This window comes from Methanolobus sp. ZRKC5 (assembly GCF_038446525.1).
In the GTDB taxonomy this organism is placed as follows: Archaea; Halobacteriota; Methanosarcinia; order Methanosarcinales; family Methanosarcinaceae; genus Methanolobus.
Genome location: NZ_CP151792.1, coordinates 1,717,783 through 1,736,204 on the forward strand (window position 1 = coordinate 1,717,783; position 18,422 = coordinate 1,736,204).

The 18,422-nt window shown below is 41.1% G+C and carries 11 protein-coding genes and 3 pseudogenes; 12 read left to right on the forward strand and 2 right to left on the reverse strand.

From position 1 onward, the window contains the following. The first annotated feature begins 220 nt into the window (after positions 1 to 220). On the forward strand, positions 221 to 2,749 hold the full coding sequence (locus WN948_RS08455) for a PAS domain-containing protein (protein WP_342303780.1): 2,529 nt from the start codon (positions 221 to 223) through the stop codon (positions 2,747 to 2,749). On the opposite strand, the gene WN948_RS08460 is transcribed toward WN948_RS08455, so the two are convergent. After that, on the reverse strand, positions 2,746 to 4,680 hold the full coding sequence (locus tag WN948_RS08460) for a hydantoinase/oxoprolinase family protein (protein ID WP_342303781.1): 1,935 nt from the start codon (positions 4,678 to 4,680) through the stop codon (positions 2,746 to 2,748). The genes WN948_RS08455 and WN948_RS08460 overlap by 4 nt on opposite strands. Positions 4,681 to 5,287: 607 nt before the next feature. Between WN948_RS08460 and mttB the strand changes: the two are divergent. The 10 genes and pseudogenes from mttB to WN948_RS08510 all read left to right on the forward strand — a co-directional run bounded on the left by mttB (position 5,288) and on the right by WN948_RS08510 (position 14,282). Continuing rightward, positions 5,288 to 6,778 (forward strand): annotated as a pseudogene (mttB, locus tag WN948_RS08465) ([trimethylamine--corrinoid protein] Co-methyltransferase). Between the two features lie 19 nt (positions 6,779 to 6,797). Further along, positions 6,798 to 7,445 (forward strand): B12-binding domain-containing protein, encoded by a 648-nt coding sequence (locus WN948_RS08470; RefSeq protein ID WP_342303782.1) that lies wholly within the window; start codon positions 6,798 to 6,800, stop codon positions 7,443 to 7,445. Positions 7,446 to 7,729: 284 nt separating this feature from the next. After that, entirely contained in the window at positions 7,730 to 8,776 is a 1,047-nt protein-coding gene (locus WN948_RS08475; protein WP_342303783.1) for a DMT family transporter, read from the forward strand. Between the two features lies 1 nt (position 8,777). Further along, positions 8,778 to 9,074, forward strand: a complete 297-nt coding sequence (locus tag WN948_RS08480) for a hypothetical protein (RefSeq protein ID WP_342303784.1) — start codon at positions 8,778 to 8,780, stop codon at positions 9,072 to 9,074. 13 nt (positions 9,075 to 9,087) lie between these two features. Continuing rightward, a complete protein-coding gene (locus tag WN948_RS08485) occupies positions 9,088 to 9,237 on the forward strand; it encodes a hypothetical protein (RefSeq protein WP_342303785.1) in 150 nt (49 codons plus the stop codon). Positions 9,238 to 9,576: 339 nt separating this feature from the next. After that, positions 9,577 to 10,221 (forward strand): dimethylamine corrinoid protein MtbC, encoded by a 645-nt coding sequence (gene mtbC / locus WN948_RS08490; protein WP_342303786.1) that lies wholly within the window; start codon positions 9,577 to 9,579, stop codon positions 10,219 to 10,221. Between the two features lie 14 nt (positions 10,222 to 10,235). After that, positions 10,236 to 11,639 (forward strand): annotated as a pseudogene (gene mtbB / locus WN948_RS08495) ([dimethylamine--corrinoid protein] Co-methyltransferase). Positions 11,640 to 11,858: 219 nt separating this feature from the next. After that, positions 11,859 to 12,515 (forward strand): methyltransferase cognate corrinoid protein, encoded by a 657-nt coding sequence (locus tag WN948_RS08500; RefSeq protein ID WP_342303787.1) that lies wholly within the window; start codon positions 11,859 to 11,861, stop codon positions 12,513 to 12,515. Positions 12,516 to 12,528: 13 nt separating this feature from the next. Then, positions 12,529 to 13,905 (forward strand): annotated as a pseudogene (locus WN948_RS08505) (monomethylamine:corrinoid methyltransferase). Between the two features lie 164 nt (positions 13,906 to 14,069). Then, positions 14,070 to 14,282, forward strand: coding sequence for a hypothetical protein (locus tag WN948_RS08510; RefSeq protein WP_342303788.1), 213 nt, complete (start codon positions 14,070 to 14,072; stop codon positions 14,280 to 14,282). 517 nt (positions 14,283 to 14,799) lie between these two features. On the opposite strand, the gene WN948_RS08515 is transcribed toward WN948_RS08510, so the two are convergent. Beyond that, complete coding sequence (locus WN948_RS08515) at positions 14,800 to 16,173, reverse strand: monomethylamine:corrinoid methyltransferase (RefSeq protein WP_342303789.1); 1,374 nt, start codon at positions 16,171 to 16,173, stop codon at positions 14,800 to 14,802. A 900-nt stretch (positions 16,174 to 17,073) separates the two neighbouring features. Here WN948_RS08515 and mtbA point away from each other — a divergent pair. Further along, positions 17,074 to 18,093, forward strand: a complete 1,020-nt coding sequence (gene mtbA / locus WN948_RS08520; RefSeq protein ID WP_342303790.1) for a methylcobamide:CoM methyltransferase MtbA — start codon at positions 17,074 to 17,076, stop codon at positions 18,091 to 18,093. Positions 18,094 to 18,422 lie beyond the last annotated feature (329 nt).

Sequence of the window (18,422 nt, forward strand, 5' to 3'; positions counted from 1 at the left end):
TGTCTTAAATCACAACTTTTATGTAACATTGATTAAAACACTCACCGTTATTACTATATGGCAGCACAAGACTCCCATGATAAAACTTAAATAATGGCTAACATTAGGCAAGTTTCACGAGATTATGAGTTTCATTCCATTAAAAAAGTTATTTAAATCAATTGATTTTATTTAGGAAGTGATTGATATTTCAGTTGTTAAAGATTCGGGTAAAAATAAAATGCATGGGGCAACGTCGTCTGCTCTTGATCCTGTTGACAAAAAACTGGAAGCTGTTTACAATAGTAGCCCGGTTATATCTTTTCTGTGGAATGCAGAAGGTAAATGGCCTGTTGAATCTATATCCGCAAACATTACCCGGTTAGGGTATACACCTGAAGACTTTACCACAGGGAAGTTGGTTTACGGTGATATTGTCCATCCTGATGATATTGACAGAATCCTTCTAGAGGTGAAGAAACATTCTGAGAAAAAGAATACCTCTTATTTTTCTCTTAATTATCGCATACTGACAAAATCAGGTGAAGTGCGCTGGGTGACCGAGAGGTCATTTATAAACAGGGATATAAAAGGCAATATCACTCATTTCCAGGGTATACTTATTGATAATACCGAGCTTGAGAAAACTGAGAGAGAACTGCTGGAAACCGGACAAAAATATCAGATAATAATTGAAAGGTCTCCTGTGGGTCTCCTCTATTTTGACGAAAATGGCCTTATTACCCACTGTAATAAGAGCTGTTCGGATGTTATTGGTGCACCTGCGGAGAAGATAATTGGTTTCAATGTTCTTTCATCGTTAAATGATGAAAAATTAAGGAGTGCTATTGATGTTGTTTTCCTGGGAAATCCTGGTTATTATGAAGGTGAGTATGTTTCCAGCATAAGTGGGAAAACAATGATGATCAAGGCAAGTTTTTCTCCTGTGATGGATGATGACGGATCTTTGATGGGGGGCATCGGAATAATGGAAGACGTTGCATCCAGAAAGAAAGCCCAGGAAACTATCCATCTGAATGAGATGCGTCTTGAAGCTCTCCTGAAATTATATCAGATGCAGGATTCCCCGTTGCACGAGATTGCTGAGTATGCCATCCAGAATGCTGCAGAGCTTACCAATAGCAAAATAGGTTATCTTGAATTTTTGAATGAAGAAAAGAATATGCTTGAAACATATCAGTGGCCTAGCGATCTTAATGATTATTTTGGTGAAGAACCTTTTATGCATCCTGTAAAATCTACAGGTTTTTGGGGTGAAGCTATACGTGAACGCAAAGCTGTTATTGTCAATAAGGATTATGATTCTGAACGTGTTGATGATATATATCCTGGAACAAATGATGAAATATTGCGACACATAACGATTCCTGTATTTGAAAATGACCAGGTAGTTGCAGTTGCCGGGGTGGCGAACAAAGTATTGGATTATAATGAATCCGATGCCCTCCAGTTAACCCTCCTAATGGAAGGTATGTGGAAACTTGTGCAGTACAAGAAAACAAAAGATGTTCTTTCTGAAGCACTCAGGATGCGTCGGATGCTTGAATCCATCATGAGTTCAAGTCCTGCAATAGTATTTCTTTGGAAGCCTGAGCAAGACTGGCCTGTGGAATTTGTTTCTGAGAACATTGAGCAGTTTGGCTACACTGTTTCAGATTTTATTTCAGGCAAGATCATTTATGGTGATATTATTCACCCCTCTGACCTGCAAAGAGTACGAGATGAAGTAGAAAGAGCTTCAAGGGAAGGTTTTTCGGATTTCAGCCAGGAATACAGGATACTGACAAAATCAGATGAAATAAGATGGATCGATGAAAGAACCCTGCTTCATTATGATGAGAACGGTATGGTAGATTACCTGCAGGGTATTATTGTCGATATAACTGAACGCAAGCATGCTAATAATTTCATGCGTATTGAGTGTGACCTTGACAATGTTCTGGGGGAGACTGCAGGTCTTGAGGAAACATTTGAGAAGCTGCTTGATTTTACACTTGAGGCCAAAGCAATAGATTCCGGTATCATCTACATGATCGACCAGATAACTGGTGATTTTAATGCAGTTGCTCATCAGAATCTTTCAGAAAAATTCGTGGCTTCATTATCTCATTTTGGTTCGAACACACTAATAGCACGTCTTTTCACCACAGGTTATCCGGTATACAAATATTTCGCTGAGATCAACACGATGGTGCATGGCGAGGACCATGATTCTGAAGGGTTGCAGGCAATGGCGTTCATACCTGTCAAATTTAATGATAAAATGGTTGCAGCTATTGTTCTTGGTTCGCATACAGAACTTGAGATACCGGCAAATTCAAGGAATCTTATAGAAACAGTTGCAAATCAGGTAGGCATCATAATATCCAGAATAAAAATGGATTCAGGTTCCCAGAAAAGTAAAAACAATCTAAATTCCCTGCTTGACGCCCTTGATGAGATTGTATTTATTATGGATATCGAGGGGAGTATCCTTCATGTAAATGAAGCTTTGATCAGAAACCTGAACTATTCTGAAAAAGACCTTGAAATGAAAGATTTCCTAATGCTTTATCCTGAAGACTGGGAGGATGATGTTCTCTCAAATCTTGATGAGATAATGTCAGGTAAATCATCCACTTGTGAGATTCCTCTGGTGAGTAAGGAAGGAATCCTTGTTCCAGTCAAGTCAAAGTTTAAAATTAGTGATTGGGGAGGACAGGATGTCCTCATAGCCATTTCTTCCATTACAAAGGAGCTAGGTTCTTAACAACAATCCTGTTCGGTGTTCCTGTTACCAACTCCAAGCACTACAAGCTTTGTTTCCATTGGTGTTTTCCATCCCAATGGAATGATTTCCTCTTTTTTAACATCTATTTTTATGTGATTAGAATCAAGCCCGGCATCTTTCATGTAGTTGAGAACTGTGTTCTCCCCCATGGTAACTGCAAAGTCAAGAGCCTCCTGGTATTCATAGAAATTATCTTTTCCATGTTCAGAGAACACAAGGAATTCCCAGTCAGGAGCTGCCATTGAAGCAGGTCTAATAAGCACTTCAAATCTTCTGATACCTTTTGCAGCTAGTGCGCCGGCAGCGTTTCCTACACTGGAATATTCAGGAAGGATGATTTCTGCATCCAGTATTTCTTGTATGTCTTCTACAAAAGCAGCTACAGGCCCTCCAATTAATACAACAGGAACATCTACTTTGAACTTTGCGGGTGATTGGATATCAAATATCTTCCTTATTTCTTTTTTCTCCACTCCTTCAAGGAAGAACGATATGAGGTCACATGCCATGTTTTTTGCAAACTCTTTTTTGATATGTCTGGCAAATTCATATCTGTCCATATCTACAATTGAAGAAAGCAGATCAGCACCTGTATTTGCGGCTTCGACATTTCTTTCCGTGTACTCGCCAAGTACATGTAGTGCATCAGTGAGTGTGAAACCTATAGGCTGCAATAGTCTTTTTTGTATGAGGCTATCCAATATGGCGCTGGAAGGGTATTTTTTTATCCGGTTGAATATCTCCGTGGTCGATGTAGGATTCTTTTTTATGGCGTTAAGTATTTCTTTTTCCTCTTCGCTGGCCTCCAGTTCCTCATAATCTGTTCTCAGGTAGAATTTTGTCGGCTGATAATTGATGCCCATGCGTATCTTTGAAGGGATGGGATTTGTTTTGAGTTGTTCAAGGAAATCCGGGTAGAGCACAGCAGCTCTGCACAGAGGGATGACCCTTCTGGGACCGATGTTGATATCTTTACCTTTTACCCATACGTGGCTATCTCCTCCCATTGCTGATGTTTCCATACGTATGGCTTTGACCCTGGTTTTCCATCCGCCAACAACAGCACCAGAATCGCTCATATCAGGAACTCCATTGTGTATCACTGAAATGTCTGTGCTGGTGCCTCCTACATCTATGACGGCACATGTTTCTCTTTTTGCAAGGAATGAAGCCCCTACAAGACTTCCGGCAGGTCCTGAAAAAATGGATTCAATTGGTTTTTTGAGGGCACTTTGGATACCAATGACAGATCCGTCACACTTAAGCATGAATATCTTTGCATCAATTCCCCTTGACTTTATTTCCGCTTCAACGGTTGTCATGAATCTCTCAGTTACAGGTATCAATTGTGCATTCAGGAATGCTGTTACAGCTCTTTCAAAAGCTCCGAGATCTTGGGAGAGCTCATAGCTGCAGACTACAGGACGGCCTGTAAGTTCTATTATCATTTCTTTTGCTTTCAGTTCATGATCATGGTTCCTCACACTAAAGTATGAAGATATTGCAAAAGCTGAAACCTTGTCCTTGACCTTTAATGTAAAGTCTTTGATAGATTCGATGTCCAGATCATCGGTTTCAATACCATTATGGTCATGACCTCCGCTAACCTGTAAAAAATGTTTTGTTGGAAGTTCTTGTTTGATATCATAATTTCCAATAAGTATCATGGCAACAGGGGAGCCGGTACCTTCAAGTATACTGTTTGTGGAAAGCGTAGTTGAAACAGACACAACTTTCACATCTTGGAGGCGTATGGGGTCTAATCCGTCAATAGATTGTTTTATTCCTTCCAGTGGATTAGGATAGGTTGTCAATGCTTTGCTGGATTGAAGTATGGTTTCATCATCATCTCTTAGGAGGACTGCATCTGTGTACGTTCCTCCCGCATCTATGCCAAGGCTATAATTCATTTTTTGTAAACTCCTTTTTTATTGTATTATTTGTTTGTTGAATTGTTGCAAAAACAAGCTACATATATTTATTGGTTGATTTTTAACACTGTGAACTCAAAAAACACCATCAATCGATGGCATACATAATTTAATGTATATGTGTTCATAATACAAATTAACAGGATTTATGTACGATTATTAAATTTTATTTCCTAAAGTTGTCATCAAAAACCCTAATTCTTGTATATGTTGTTTATTTGTATGCTAATCACAATTTTATAGGAATCATTATATTATATTGTTCTCAACTAACTACTCGTAAAATTTATATACTACAGGACGGTCATTGGGGGTGTACTTAGTAATATTTTTTAAATACAATTTAGCAAAAACGATTTCAATCTCGTTTTAATGTTTATTTTATCCTTGTGTGGGGTGGGATATCTTTATATCTTATGGCTGATTTGCAGCAAATGCCAAAATATATATACTAGTTCCATAAGCAACGTTTATATACTACTTCATTCTACACTTTAGCAGGAACATATTGCTACAATGCATGTTCACTTATCCAAGATTATCTTTAAGATGTCTTGAAATTGAATTATATTTGGAGGTTAAGAAAATGGTAAAACAATATTACCCAGGTAGAAGCCCATTAGATGGTGTTAGTCTGGAGCTTTTCTCTGAGGATGATCTCAGGGCTCTTCACTACGCTACAATGGATGTTTTCATGGACACCGGTATTCAGGTATCTGATGCTGAGGCAAGAGCTTTCTTCAAAGAAGGTGGCTGTTTAGTCGATGAGAAAACACAGGTTGTCAAGATCCCTGAATTTGTAGTTAACAGGGCATTGCGTGACTGTCCTTCCAAGTTCGTCCTCTGGGGACGTGACAAGAAGAACAACGTCAAGCAGGAACACAAAGGAAAAGTACACTGGACCTGTTTCGGTACCGGTGTTAAGATGTGCAACTATCAGGCACCTGGTAAATATTCAACTGTTGACTCAACAGACCAGGATCTCGCAGACACAGCAAAGATCTGTGACTGGGCAGAGAACATCAACTACTTCTCACTCGCAGTTTCCGCAAGGGACTGGGCAGGTAAGGGTGCACAGGATGTCCACGAGACACTGACACCATTGATGAACACAACAAAGCACTTCCACCACATCGATCCTGTAGGCGAAAATGTGGAATACTATCAGGAAATCGCTACCGCATACTTCGGTGGAGATGATGAGGAAGCACGTAAGAAGCCTATATTCTCAACACTGCTCTGTCCTACAAGCCCACTTGAGCTCGGTGACAATGCATGTCAGGTTATCATAAAGGGCGCAAGGTTCGGTACACCTGTTAACGTACTTAGTATGGCAATGGCTGGCGGATCATCTCCAGTTCACCTTGCAGGTACACTTGTAACACACAACGCTGAGGTTCTTTCCGGTATTGTACTCGCACAGCTTGTCAAGCCAGGTGCACCAGTATGGTACGGTAGTTCCACCACAACATTCGATCTGAAGAAAGGTACTGCTCCGGTAGGTTCACCTGAACTCGGTCTTATCAGTGCAGCTGTCGCAAAACTCGGTCAGTATTATGGTCTTCCTACATTTGTAGCAGGCTCGTAGGCTGATGCCAAGATACCTGATGGCCAGGCTGGCCATGAGAAAACAATGACTACACTTTTCCCCGCATTGGCTGGTGCAAACACCCTTTACGGAGCAGGTATGCTTGAACTCGGTATGACATTCTCACTTGAACAGCTTGTTCTTGATAATGACATGATCACAATGGCTAAGAAGGCAATGCAGGGAATCCCTGTATCCGACGAAACACTTGCAGTTGAATCCATTGCCGAGGTAGGTATAGGAAACAACTTCCTTGCACACAAGTCTACAAGGAAGAACATTGACCTTCCATCCAACCCAATGCTCATTGACAGATTGATGTTCGGTGACTGGGAAATGGCAGGTGCAAAAGAAATTGCAACGGTTGCTCATGAAAAAGTCGTTGACATCATGAAGAACCACGAAGTAGAAGCAATAGATGCTGACTTGCTCAAGGACATGCAGGCAGTTGTAGAGAAAGCTGACAAGGCATTTAGAGCCAGCATGTAATTGAACGGAGGTACAAAAAATGGCAACTAATGAAGAGATTATCGCAAAAGCAAAAGCAGCGATTTTAGATTTTGACAATGATGCATGTGTAGCAGTCGCACAGGAATCTTTGGATGCAGGAATGGATCCTGCTGATCTTATCAATAATGGATTCACCGCTGCAATGAACGAAGTAGGAGACCAGTTCGAAGCAGGAACACTTTTCCTTCCTCACGTAATAGCAGCATCTGAAGCAATGAGCGCAGGTGTAGCTATCCTTACCCCTGAACTTGAAAGACTTGGTTCAGAAACTGCAAGCAAGGGAAAGGTCGTAATCGGTACAATTGAGGGAGATATCCACTCAATCGGAAAAGATATCGTCGCAACAATGCTCAAGATCGCAGGATTCCAGGTCACTGACCTTGGAAGAGATGTCGCTATCAAAAACTACGTAGAGAAAGCAAAAGAAATCGGTGCAGATGTAGTAGCTTCTTCAGCTCTGATGACCACCACAATGGTCAGCCAGATACAGATAGAAGAACAGCTTAAGGAAGCAGGCATTCGTGACTCTCTTAAGACAATGGTTGGCGGTGCTCCTGTTACACAGGACTGGGCAACCAAAATCGGTGCAGATCTCTACGGAGAGAATGCAACTGATGTAGTAGCAAAAATGAACGCACTCTTCTGAAATCAGTATAGTTAGTTGTGAGGATGTACCTTTTAGTACATCCTTCGGCTACAATACAATGTTCAGAAGTTTTATCTTTCTTTTATGGGTGCTTTGGGAATATCCTTTATTTCCCGTTTTTAATGCACCCCGGAAGAAGATGATTATTTATCGGTTGGAGGACTGGTGCTGTATCATCTTTTTTGCGTATCCCCTTCCCAATTCCGGTTTTTCCGGAAAGACATAGGACTGTCATCTATTGGCAGATCATATTTATGAAGGTTTAAAAAGTTGGAGGTAGTAAAGTGGATTTGAAATTATTAAAAACGCAGGAGCATAAGCGCCGAGTAAAATTCGGTTACATGTGGGCTTTGTTTTGTGCGGTTCTTTGGGGTCTGTGGTATATCCCTGGTACTGTAATATGGGTGCTTAATCCTTTTGATGAAATGTATGGTGAAATAGCCGCTACAAGCGGTGACGGAATAGCACTGGTAATAGTGGCCGTACTCATCACTGCATTCAATGCGTTAACTGTTATGCTAGCCCTTTTGGTTTGGAATGGTGCTCTTGGTAAGTTCGGAGAAATGAAGAGGACCTTGAAAGAATTCCATCCTTGTTCTAAGTGGTTCTTCCTTGCATCTATTTTCGGTGGTCCTATGGCTATACTGGGATCATTTATTGCTATGGGCTTTGTCGGTGGTGCTTTCGCAGCAGTTGCAGCACTTATGTATCCTGTAGTAGGTTCTATACTTGCTTCTAAATGGTATGGCGAAAAGATTTCCAAGCGTGCTTTCCTTGGTATTGGTTTCATCATTCTCGGTGGTTTCACCATATTTGGTGGAGGTGTGCTTTCAGAACTTGGTAGTGGTAATGTTGCATGGATCGGTTACCTTGGTGGACTTATGGCAGCTGCAGGCTGGGGTATTGAAGGTGCTATCGCAGGTAAGGGTCTTGATATCGCAGAACCTGACGTTGGTCTTACACTGAGATTCGTTGGTGAAAATATCATTTGGTGGATCATTGCTGTTCCTCTGCTTGCTATCGCAGGATTCCCAATGTTCAAGTATGCACTTCTTGCATTCGAACCAATGACACTTCTCGTACTGATATTCGCAGGTATTACATTTGGTTTCTGTTACGTTACCTGGTACAAGTCTTTCCCACTGATCGGTGTAGGAAGAGGTCAGGGTATTGGAAACCTCTACGGTCTGTTCGCTGTTATATTCATATTCCTCTTCTTCGGAGATGTTCCTGGATGGACTATCCTGCTTGGAGGTGCCCTGTGTCTTGCTGGTAGTACTATAATGTTCTCTGAAGACACTGGTGAAATGGAATCATTGAGAGGTGATTAAAATGGCAACCAATCGTCCAATTAAATTCCGTATTCTTGAGCTATGTCACAATGGTGACGGTAAATGGAATTACGAGATCGTTCAGCAGATCCAGAAAGAGTACAATCTCAAAGGAAATTTCCAGAGAGATTCTATCAATTTCGATATTATAGAACTTGCATCAGGTGGAATGCTGAAAGATGTTGAGGTCAAGGTCGATGAAGATGGTATCTACAAGAAAGGTTTCCTTCTTCACAAATATGTAATTACCGACTTTGGAAAAGTAAGGTCTGCAGATGCCTGTTTGATGTATGTCTGATGGAGGATTTAAAATGGTACAAACACAAGCCGCAATGGATGCTTACAATGCTTACTGGGTGAGCTCACCTTTGCCAGCAGCTGATGTTCTGTGGATGGTTGTCATCCTTGTCGTAGCAGTAGTTGCACTCTGGCAGGCAAGAACTTTTGTTTCACAGTTCTAAGGGGGTCTAAAAAGAGTATCGACAAATTAGTTGAGTAGTCCATAAGGCACAGAGATGTGCAAGTCATTATCCTATTTGTGGATTAGTGATCTTGCAATTGCTCTGTGCCTTTTAGTCTTTATTTAGTCATCTGTGTCCGAAGCTTCAATAAGAAAATATAATGGAAAAATATAAATACTAGATATAGAGGACGCATAAGGGTAATGTTTAAATACCCTTCTCAAAGGGAACATATATATCTATCCATTATGTATCTTATTTTGCTACGGGTTACATTCCCTACAAGCAAAGCATAATATCAAAATTGTTTAAATTATCAAAAATTAATGAGGTGTACAAATGAGCAAAGAAGAAATGTTCAAAGAATTATCAGATGCAGTTATCACATGCAAGAATGATGTTGTAACAGCAGCTGTAGAGAAAGCAAGAAGTGAAGGTATTTCAGCTCCCGAGATCATCGAGAAAGGTCTTGCAGCAGGAATGAATGAAGTTGGTATCCGTTTTGAGAGAGGTAAGTTATTCCTTCCTCATGTAATGATGGCTGCAGGCGCAATGGAAGCAGGTGTCGCTCTCCTTGAAGCAGATATGCCAGCAGATGCTGCAAGCAAGAAGCTCGGTGTTATAGTAAACGGTACTGTCGAAGGCGACGTCCATGACATTGGCAAGTCCATTGTCTCAACCATGCTTCAATCAGCAGGTTTTGAAGTCCACGATATCGGCAGAGATGTTCCTCTTCAGAATTTCATTGACAAGATCAAAGAAACCAACGCAAACATGGTAGGAATGTCTGCGCTTATGACAACCACTCTCGGTGCCCAGAAAGAAGTCATTGAGATGCTCAAGGAGAATGGTCTTAGAGATGGTATCAAGGTAATGGTCGGCGGTGCTCCAGCAACAGAAGCATGGGCTGAAAAGATCGGTGCAGACTGCTATGCAGAGAATGCCAGTGAAGCTGTTATAAAAGCTAAGGAACTCCTGCTTTAAATGAGGTGATTTTTATGGCAACAGAATATAAACTTAGAATGGGAGACGGAAAGCGTATTTTCATGACAAAGGAGCAGATCATTGCTGACCTTAAAGCAGGTATGGCAGATGCTGCAGACCTTGGTGAGATCCCTAACCTTAGTGAAGATGAGATCGACAAGCTCGTAGATATCATCACAATGCCTTCCAGAATGGTTGGTGTCGAACAAGGTATGGAAGTCCCAGTGACCCACGATATCGGAACCATCAGAATTGACGGTGACCAGGGTAACAGTGGTGTAGGTATTCCATCCAGCAGACTCGTTGGTGCAATGATGCACGAGAGAGCATTCGGTGCTGACACAATGGAATTAGGTCACATCGACTACAGTTACAAACCTGTAAAACCTGTAATCTCACAGGAAATGCAGACAATGGAAGTTTGCCAGCAGAACATGGTAGTTCCTCTTCTTTACGGTGCAATGCCAAACATGGGATTGTACTACACACCTGACGGTCCTTTCGAGAACCCAGGTGACCTTATGAAAGCTTTCAAGATCAAGGAAGCACAGGAATCCATGGAACATTCAGCTGAACACCTTACAAGAGACACTGTATGGATCATGCAGAAACTCATGGCATCCGGTGCAGATGGTGTTAACTTCGATACTATCGGTGCTGCAGGAGACGGTGACATGTTTGCCTCCCTCCATGCAATAGAAGCATTGAGAAAGCAATTCCCTGGTATCTATATCGAAGCAGGTATGGCTGGAGAACTTTTGCTCGGTCTTCACGGTGAGATGGAATATGACGGTACTGTACTCGCAGGTCTGTGGCCACACCAGCAGGCACCACTTGCAGCAAAGGCCGGTGCAAACGTATTCGGACCTGTTGTTAACACAAACACCAGCAAATCATCTGCATGGAACCTTGGAAGAGCTGTTACCTTCATTAAGTCAGCTGTTAAAGCTTCCCCTATCCCCTGTCATGTGAACATGGGAATGGGTGTAGGCAGTATCCCAATGTTCGAGACCCCAACAATTGATGCTGTTTCAAGAGCAAGCAAGGCGATGGTCGAAGTCGCCGGCGTGGATGGAATATAGATAGGGGTCGGCGACCCGATGGGTATGCCGATCTCCCACATAATGACTTCCGGAATGAGCGGAATCAGAGCTGCTGGTGACCTTGTTGCAAGGATGCAGCTTTCAAAGAGCATGAGAATTGGAGAAGCAAAGGACTTCGTTGCCAAGAAGCTGGACGTTACTACAGATGATCTCAGTGACGAATATGTAATGAGAGAACTGAGAGAAGAACTTGGTATTGGTGTAATCACTTCAGTTGCAGGTGCTCCAAAAGGAATCGCAGCAAAGATGAACATCGAGAAACTTCTTGGAATTGACATCAACTGCTGTGACAAATTCAGAGGACAGTTGAAGTAAATCAATTATTTGGTATTGCCTGATAAGTTCCATTATTAATGGGGCTTACGGCATTTTTCTTTTATACCAATATCGTATTAAACATAAAATATATATAGTAGTGATACGGTACATGGTTACCGTACACCTATAATTAAGGTGGGATGCAGGCAACACTCAGAAAGTCAAAACGTTGCTTTCTACCTTAATCAAAACTACTATCACATAAGGAGGCAAAATATGTCAAACCAGGAAATGTTAGACAAACTCAGAGATATAATCGTTACCCAGAACATCAACGGCAGTGCAGCAGCTACCCAGGAAGCTCTTGACAGCGGACTCACTGCAGTTGAGATCATCAATGGCGGTCTTTCAGTAGGTATGAAGATCATAGGAGATAAATTTGAAGCAGCAGAAGTATACCTTCCACAGATCATGATGTCTGCAAAGGCAATGAATGCTGCAATGGAAATTTTAGTTCCTATACTTGCAGAAGAAAAGGGAGCAGATGATGAAGGTGTAGGTCTTGCTATCACTTACGTACAGGAAGGCGACATTCATGATATCGGTCACCGCCTTGTAACAACAATGCTTGGTGCAAACGGCTTTAGGATCCTTGATATGGGAGTAGATGTTCCAAACGATGATATCGTTACAGAAGTTGCAAAGAACAAGGGCAAGAAGGTCATCCTCGTAGGCTCAGCACTTATGACAACATCCATGCTTGGTCAGAAGGACACAGTAGAGATGCTTACGGAAGAAGGTCTCAGAGATGATGTCAAGATCATGTTCGGTGGAGCACCAGTTTCAGATGGCTGGATCGCAGAGATCGGAGCAGATGCAACAGCAGAAAATGCAGCAGATGCAGCTCGTGTAGCTCTTGAGATAATGAAATAAGGAGGCACATAATATGACATTTTCAAGATCAATGGATTGTTTTGAATTCTACGAGCGTGCAAAGAAAGGTACCAAGATGTCCCAGGACGACTGGGACCTTATGACCATTCCTATGAAGTCAATGGAGCTCAAGCAAAAATATAACCTTGACTTCAAGAACGAATTTATCCCAACCGACAAGGACATGATGGAAAACCTGTTCAAAGCAGGTTTTGAAATGCTTCTTGACTGTGGTATATTCTGTACCGACACAAGTCGTGTAGTAAAATATACTGAAGATGAGATATGGGATGCTCTTAACAACGTCCAGAAAGGATTCACACTTGGAACTGGCAGAGATGCAGTAAACGTTAAGAAAAGAAATGTTGGCGACAAGAGAAAGCCAATAGTTCAGGGTGGTCCAACAGGTTCCCCTATTTCCGAGAACATGTTCATGCCTGTTCACATGAGCTACGCTCTTGAGAAGGAAGTCGACACAATCGTTAACGGTGTCATGATGACCGTTCGCGGGAAACCACCAATTCCAAAGAGCCCTTATGAGATTCTTGCAGCCAAGACCGAGACAAGGCTCATCAAGAATGCAGCTGCAATGGCCGGAAGGCCAGGCATGGGCATATAGGGACCAGAGACTTCCCTGTCCGCTCAGGGAAATATCGCTTCAGACTGTGCCGGTGGCCAGGTCTGCAGTGACAGTCACGAAGTATCACAGCTCAATGAGCTTAAGATCGACCTTGACGCTATCAGTGTGATGGCACATTATCAGGGTAACAGTGACATCATTATGGATGAACAGATGCCTATCTTTGGTGGATATGCCGGTGGCATAGAAGAAACCACAATTGTCGACATCGCAACCCACATCAATGCATTTGTGATGAGCAATGCAAGCTGGCATCTTGATGGTCCAGTCCACATCCGCTGGGGATCCACAAACACTCGTGAAACCCTTCAGATCGCTGGATGGGCATGTGCAACAATCTCAGAATTCACAGACATAATCTCCGGTAACCAGTACTATCCATGTGCAGGTCCATGTACCGAGATGTGTCTGCTTGAAGCATCCGCACAATCTATGACCGACACAGCATCCGGCCGTGAGATCCTCTCCGGTGTTGCAGCTGCAAAGGGTGTTGTCCAGGACAAGACCACAGGTATGGAAGCAAGGATGATGGGAGAAGTCGCAAGAGCAACTTCAGGTATGGACATTGCAGAGGTCAACGGTATCATTGACAACCTTGTCAAACTCTACGAGAAAGACTATGCAACAGCACCAGAAGGAAAGACATTCCAGGAATGTTACGACATCGCTACCGTCACACCAACCGACGAGTATGTGAAGGTCTACGATGGTGCACGCAGGAAGCTTGAAGAGCTCGGACTTGTATTCTAAGTCCAGAATCCACGTGATAAATTAGTTTATCACTTCCCTAGCAGCCAGCGACTTATCACCGCTGGCTCAACCTATTTTTTGAATTCATATTCATTTGTTGTCCAAAAGACATTATCCTATCAGTACTGTTTATTTAGATAGTAAATATCTAAGGATAGAGTGGAATGGTTAGTGAAGATTTAGAATTGTTCAACGATAATTTATCCGCAGACCGAATTTTACCTTTTGTTAATATTCTTAAAATAGTATCGAAAACAGATGATTTTCAGGAATGGATGAATACTTATCATCATATTGAAGTTGATGAGGATATTTTTCTAGGCTATAAATTTTTCATGTCGGTATGTAGAAATCCTCTATTTTTTGGTGATAATTAAAGTCAACAATTATTCGGAATGTGCTGCATGACACTGATTAAATTTGTGAATTTAATTCTATTGATGTTGATTTCAATAGGTTTTCTACAGAGCCCCGAATTTGGTGATTTATATGCAACGCCCTCGTAGAGACAAAAATGAGCTGTAACTATTCAGCCTACCACAATTAGCCTATTGATACTGATTTAATCAAAACGGAGATGTTTGCTCACTAACAACCTAAGAATCAAAAAAGCAATCAATGGCAACAATCAAAATTAATGATCCTAATAAAATGTAGGTCTCAACTTTTTGTCAAGATTGCTATTGATAGTGTTTTTATCAGGCTGAATAGTTACAATGAGCTTAAAAAAGCAGAGATACGTGTTTATGACGATTTTAAAGTGAATATCTTTGAGAGGCTAAATCAGGAAAGTAAGAAAAAGTTATCTTCTGTACTTGAATTTAAAGTAAATCAAATAACAGAAAAGAAATTTCATAATCGTTTTTGAAAAGAATTCATGGTATTACTTTTTTCTCAAACTGGCTCCCCGGGGAAGTCTCCCAATATATCGTAAGATATCTTCCTGTAAAGTGCCAGATACTCCTCGGTAGGTTCCATATCGTATTCAGAACGGATGTTGTAACATTTCTCGAAGGGTTTCCCTTGTGGTGGGGATTTGAGGCGATCAGCATATTTTGCATATATCTTTGCCACGAGCTTATTAGCTTCAGAGAGGGTCAGGTGGGTTGCCATTTGGGCCATCTCACCCATGAATCGAGATTCGAGGCCGGATGAGTGGTCAGGGACGCTTCCAAGTCTGCCAGTGGGTCCAAGCAGTATGTTCCTGCCACATACAGTGTCGCCAATAGTCTGTGCAGCAGTCTCATAGAACATCATGTCCGTACAGATACCAGCAGCGTTCCAGTAGTATCTTGCAGTATAATAGTTCATATTTCTGGAAATTGCAAGGGATGACATATTTGATGCCCACAGTATCTCCTTGGCAGATGATGAGCCGGTTTCAGCATGTACTGCACCGGATGCGTGTATGCTGGAGTGAGCCAGAACTTTTGATTGTAGAGTTTCAGCCACATCTATGATGGCAAGTCCCTCAGGGGAACCAATGCATGGTCCTCCGAAAACAGGTACCTGGCCTGATATATAGTGATTACCATGTTCCTGATGATAAATGCATTTTGACAGGGTCTCATAGTCCACTTTCAGATCATCCATGTAAACTTCCTGGGGGTCAGCACTTGAATAAAGCTCATCTGATGATACAAGCAAAGATGATGTTGTAAGTGTTGAGGTGCTCGGACCCATAAGTGCAAGCCCTTCTCTCCCGGCTATTTTGGAAGCCAGTCTCTCATTTCTGGATGCCTTCAGAACTGCAAGCATCTCCAACGGGCTTTTTGGTTGTATATATTCTCCCCCAAATTGTTTCATGGCTCCGCTGTAGATTCCTTGCACAACGTTCTCCTGTGCAGAGCTTAAGTTAACGTAAAGGAAATTTTCCTCTGATATGCTTCCTCCCATCGGACCGCCTATGATCACAGGTGGGAATGAAGCCATAGGGTAACGATTTGCTACTATTACTTTTTCTTTGAGTCTTCCAATCTCAAGAGGGTTTGTGGTATTCAAAGCCTTCAAAATATCTTCTTCGTCAATATTAATAACTCTCTGGGTGCTTCTACAGAATATCCCTACAGAATGGAGAAGTTCAATACCGGCTTCAAATACAGAATCTGCAGCTTCAAGATCATCAGGCACAAAAATTCTAGGATCATACTCTATCCCATATTTAAGAGCTAATTCTTCTGATTTTTTGAAAACTTTTATGTCATGCTCCCTTTCGGTTCTTTTTTCTCCTCCAATTGCATATTTGAGGTATTTGTAGATATTTTGCATGATAATTCTCCTATTTAGACAAAATAGCCCTATCAGAAGTGAAAGGGGGTATACATTACAGTTTTTTAATTAAGACAGATTTGTTTCTTGTATTTATATATTTCTGTTAAACCCATGATGTATGCTTGATTTTGTATTGTATATTAGCATACTATTATTATTGTAGACATTTATTATAGACATTTGGATTTAGTATCCAGTCCAATTATTTTGCAGTAATTCTTAATACAGATTTCTTTTCAAAAGGAATATAATGAATGTAACTATTCAGCCTGGCACGATTTGCCTATTGGTACTGATTTCATCGAAATAGAGATGTCTACTCACTAATAATCTAACAATCAAAAAAGCAATCAATAGCAACAATCAAAATAAATGATCCTAATGAAATTTACGTTTCAACTTTTTGTCAAGATTGTTATTGATAGCGTTTTTATCAGGCTGAATAGTTACTAATGAATAATCAATTATGTTTTGCTTAATTTTCGATATGTGCATTATATTGGATTATTCTGGAATTCTAACGAAAGTGTCTTTTTTTTGTCTCATCGAGATATTAAATCACACATGTGCAAAATATCATATTTATATTTTATGTATCTTTGCGTTTTGATATTAGCGTCTGTATTTTTGATTATTCTAAAATATATTGTGTAAGTATTTGTTTATGCAAAGCTGTTTTCTTTTGCCTTCATGGTTCAAAAACAGGTGCATAAGCAGTCATTATTTTTTTCATTGTTTTTGAAAATCAGCTTTTGTAAGAATGATCTCATCTCGTATTTATGTCTTTCCAGACACATTCTTTTTCTTTATGTATTTAAACTTATCGAGTGCTTAATCGAAAAATATATATCTAAGTGAACACCATTTGACAATATTACACTATAGGAGTTTAATACAATGGCAGAATATACACCAAAAGAAAGATTAGCACGTGCATTAACCGGTCAGTCAGTTGACAGGATGCCTGCAGTATCCGTAACTCAGACCGGAACTGTAGATCAGATGGAAGCCTGTGGCGCTGCCTGGCCTGAAGCAAACTATGACGCTCAAAAGATGGCAACACTTGCCGAAGCAGGTCACACCGTAGTAGGCTTTGAAGCTGTACGCGTGCCTTTCGATATCACCGCAGAAGCTGAGTTCTTTGGCTGTGAGATCAAAGATGGTACAGAGGTACAGCAGCCATCCGTGATTGGTCACGTTGTAAGTAGTATGGAAGACATCGAAAAGCTCAAAGGCTACACACTTGACAACGGCAGGATTAATGTCGTATGTGATGCTATCAAGATCCTTGCAGACAAATATGGAGACGAACTCCCTATTATGGGTAGTATGATCGGTCCTTTCTCCCTTGCTCAGCACATCAATGGTGACGAGTGGTTCATGGCTATTATGACAAAGGAAGAATTTGGTCTTGCGCTCATGGAATTCACAACTGAGTTCAGTGTTGCGTATGCAAAGAAGATGGTAGAGAGCGGTGCAGACACAATGGTCATCATTGACCCAACTGCAAGTCCACAGCTTATCGGTAACGAGTTCTACGAGAAGTTCGTGGTACCTTTCCACAAGAAGGTCTGTGATGCTATGCGTGAGCTTAATGTTCCAACAGTACTGCACGTATGTGGTGACACAACCCAGGGTCTTGGAGTCATGGAAACATGTGGTGTGGATGGTATAAGTGTTGACCAGAACGTAGATGCTGCAACAGCTGTCGGAAATGTGAAAAATGCTGTCATCGTTGGTAACCTCGATCCTGTTAACATGCTCTGGAACAGGACACCTGAGGAGATCAAGGAAGAGTCACAGAAGGTTCTGGATGCAGGAATTGGTCTGCTGGCACCTGGATGCGGTATTGTGAGCAAGACTCCAACCGAGAACCTCCAGGCAATGGTGGAGATGGCAAAGACCCACAAATATTGATATCATAGATAGAAAAATAATGGAAAGGGAATAAAGCTGATTTTCCCTTTCATTTTTTAGTAACTATTCAGCCTGGCACGATTTGCCTATTGGTACTGATTTCATCGAAATAGAGATGTCTGCTCACTAACAATCTAACAATCAAAAAAGCAATCAATAGCAACAATCAAAATAAATGATTCTAATGAAATTTACGTTTCAACTTTTTGTCAAGATTGTTATTGATAGCGTTTTTATCAGGCTGAATAGTTACATTTTTTGTAACTATTCAGCCTAACTGTTTTAATGATGCAAAAAACAATATACTATGGCTTCATTCTATGTGTTAA

What these genes read in the sequence shown, in the direction of transcription:
- WN948_RS08455 (WP_342303780.1), top strand. Translation starts at nt 221, where the DNA reads ATGCATGGGGCAACGTCGTCTGCTCTTGATCCTGTTGACAAAAAACTG.
- WN948_RS08460 (WP_342303781.1), bottom strand. Translation starts at nt 4,680, where the DNA reads ATGAATTATAGCCTTGGCATAGATGCGGGAGGAACGTACACAGATGCA.
- WN948_RS08470 (WP_342303782.1), top strand. Translation starts at nt 6,798, where the DNA reads ATGGCAACTAATGAAGAGATTATCGCAAAAGCAAAAGCAGCGATTTTA.
- WN948_RS08480 (WP_342303784.1), top strand. Translation starts at nt 8,778, where the DNA reads ATGGCAACCAATCGTCCAATTAAATTCCGTATTCTTGAGCTATGTCAC.
- WN948_RS08485 (WP_342303785.1), top strand. Translation starts at nt 9,088, where the DNA reads ATGGTACAAACACAAGCCGCAATGGATGCTTACAATGCTTACTGGGTG.
- mtbC (WP_342303786.1), top strand. Translation starts at nt 9,577, where the DNA reads ATGAGCAAAGAAGAAATGTTCAAAGAATTATCAGATGCAGTTATCACA.
- WN948_RS08500 (WP_342303787.1), top strand. Translation starts at nt 11,859, where the DNA reads ATGTCAAACCAGGAAATGTTAGACAAACTCAGAGATATAATCGTTACC.
- WN948_RS08510 (WP_342303788.1), top strand. Translation starts at nt 14,070, where the DNA reads ATGGTTAGTGAAGATTTAGAATTGTTCAACGATAATTTATCCGCAGAC.
- WN948_RS08515 (WP_342303789.1), bottom strand. Translation starts at nt 16,173, where the DNA reads ATGCAAAATATCTACAAATACCTCAAATATGCAATTGGAGGAGAAAAA.
- mtbA (WP_342303790.1), top strand. Translation starts at nt 17,074, where the DNA reads ATGGCAGAATATACACCAAAAGAAAGATTAGCACGTGCATTAACCGGT.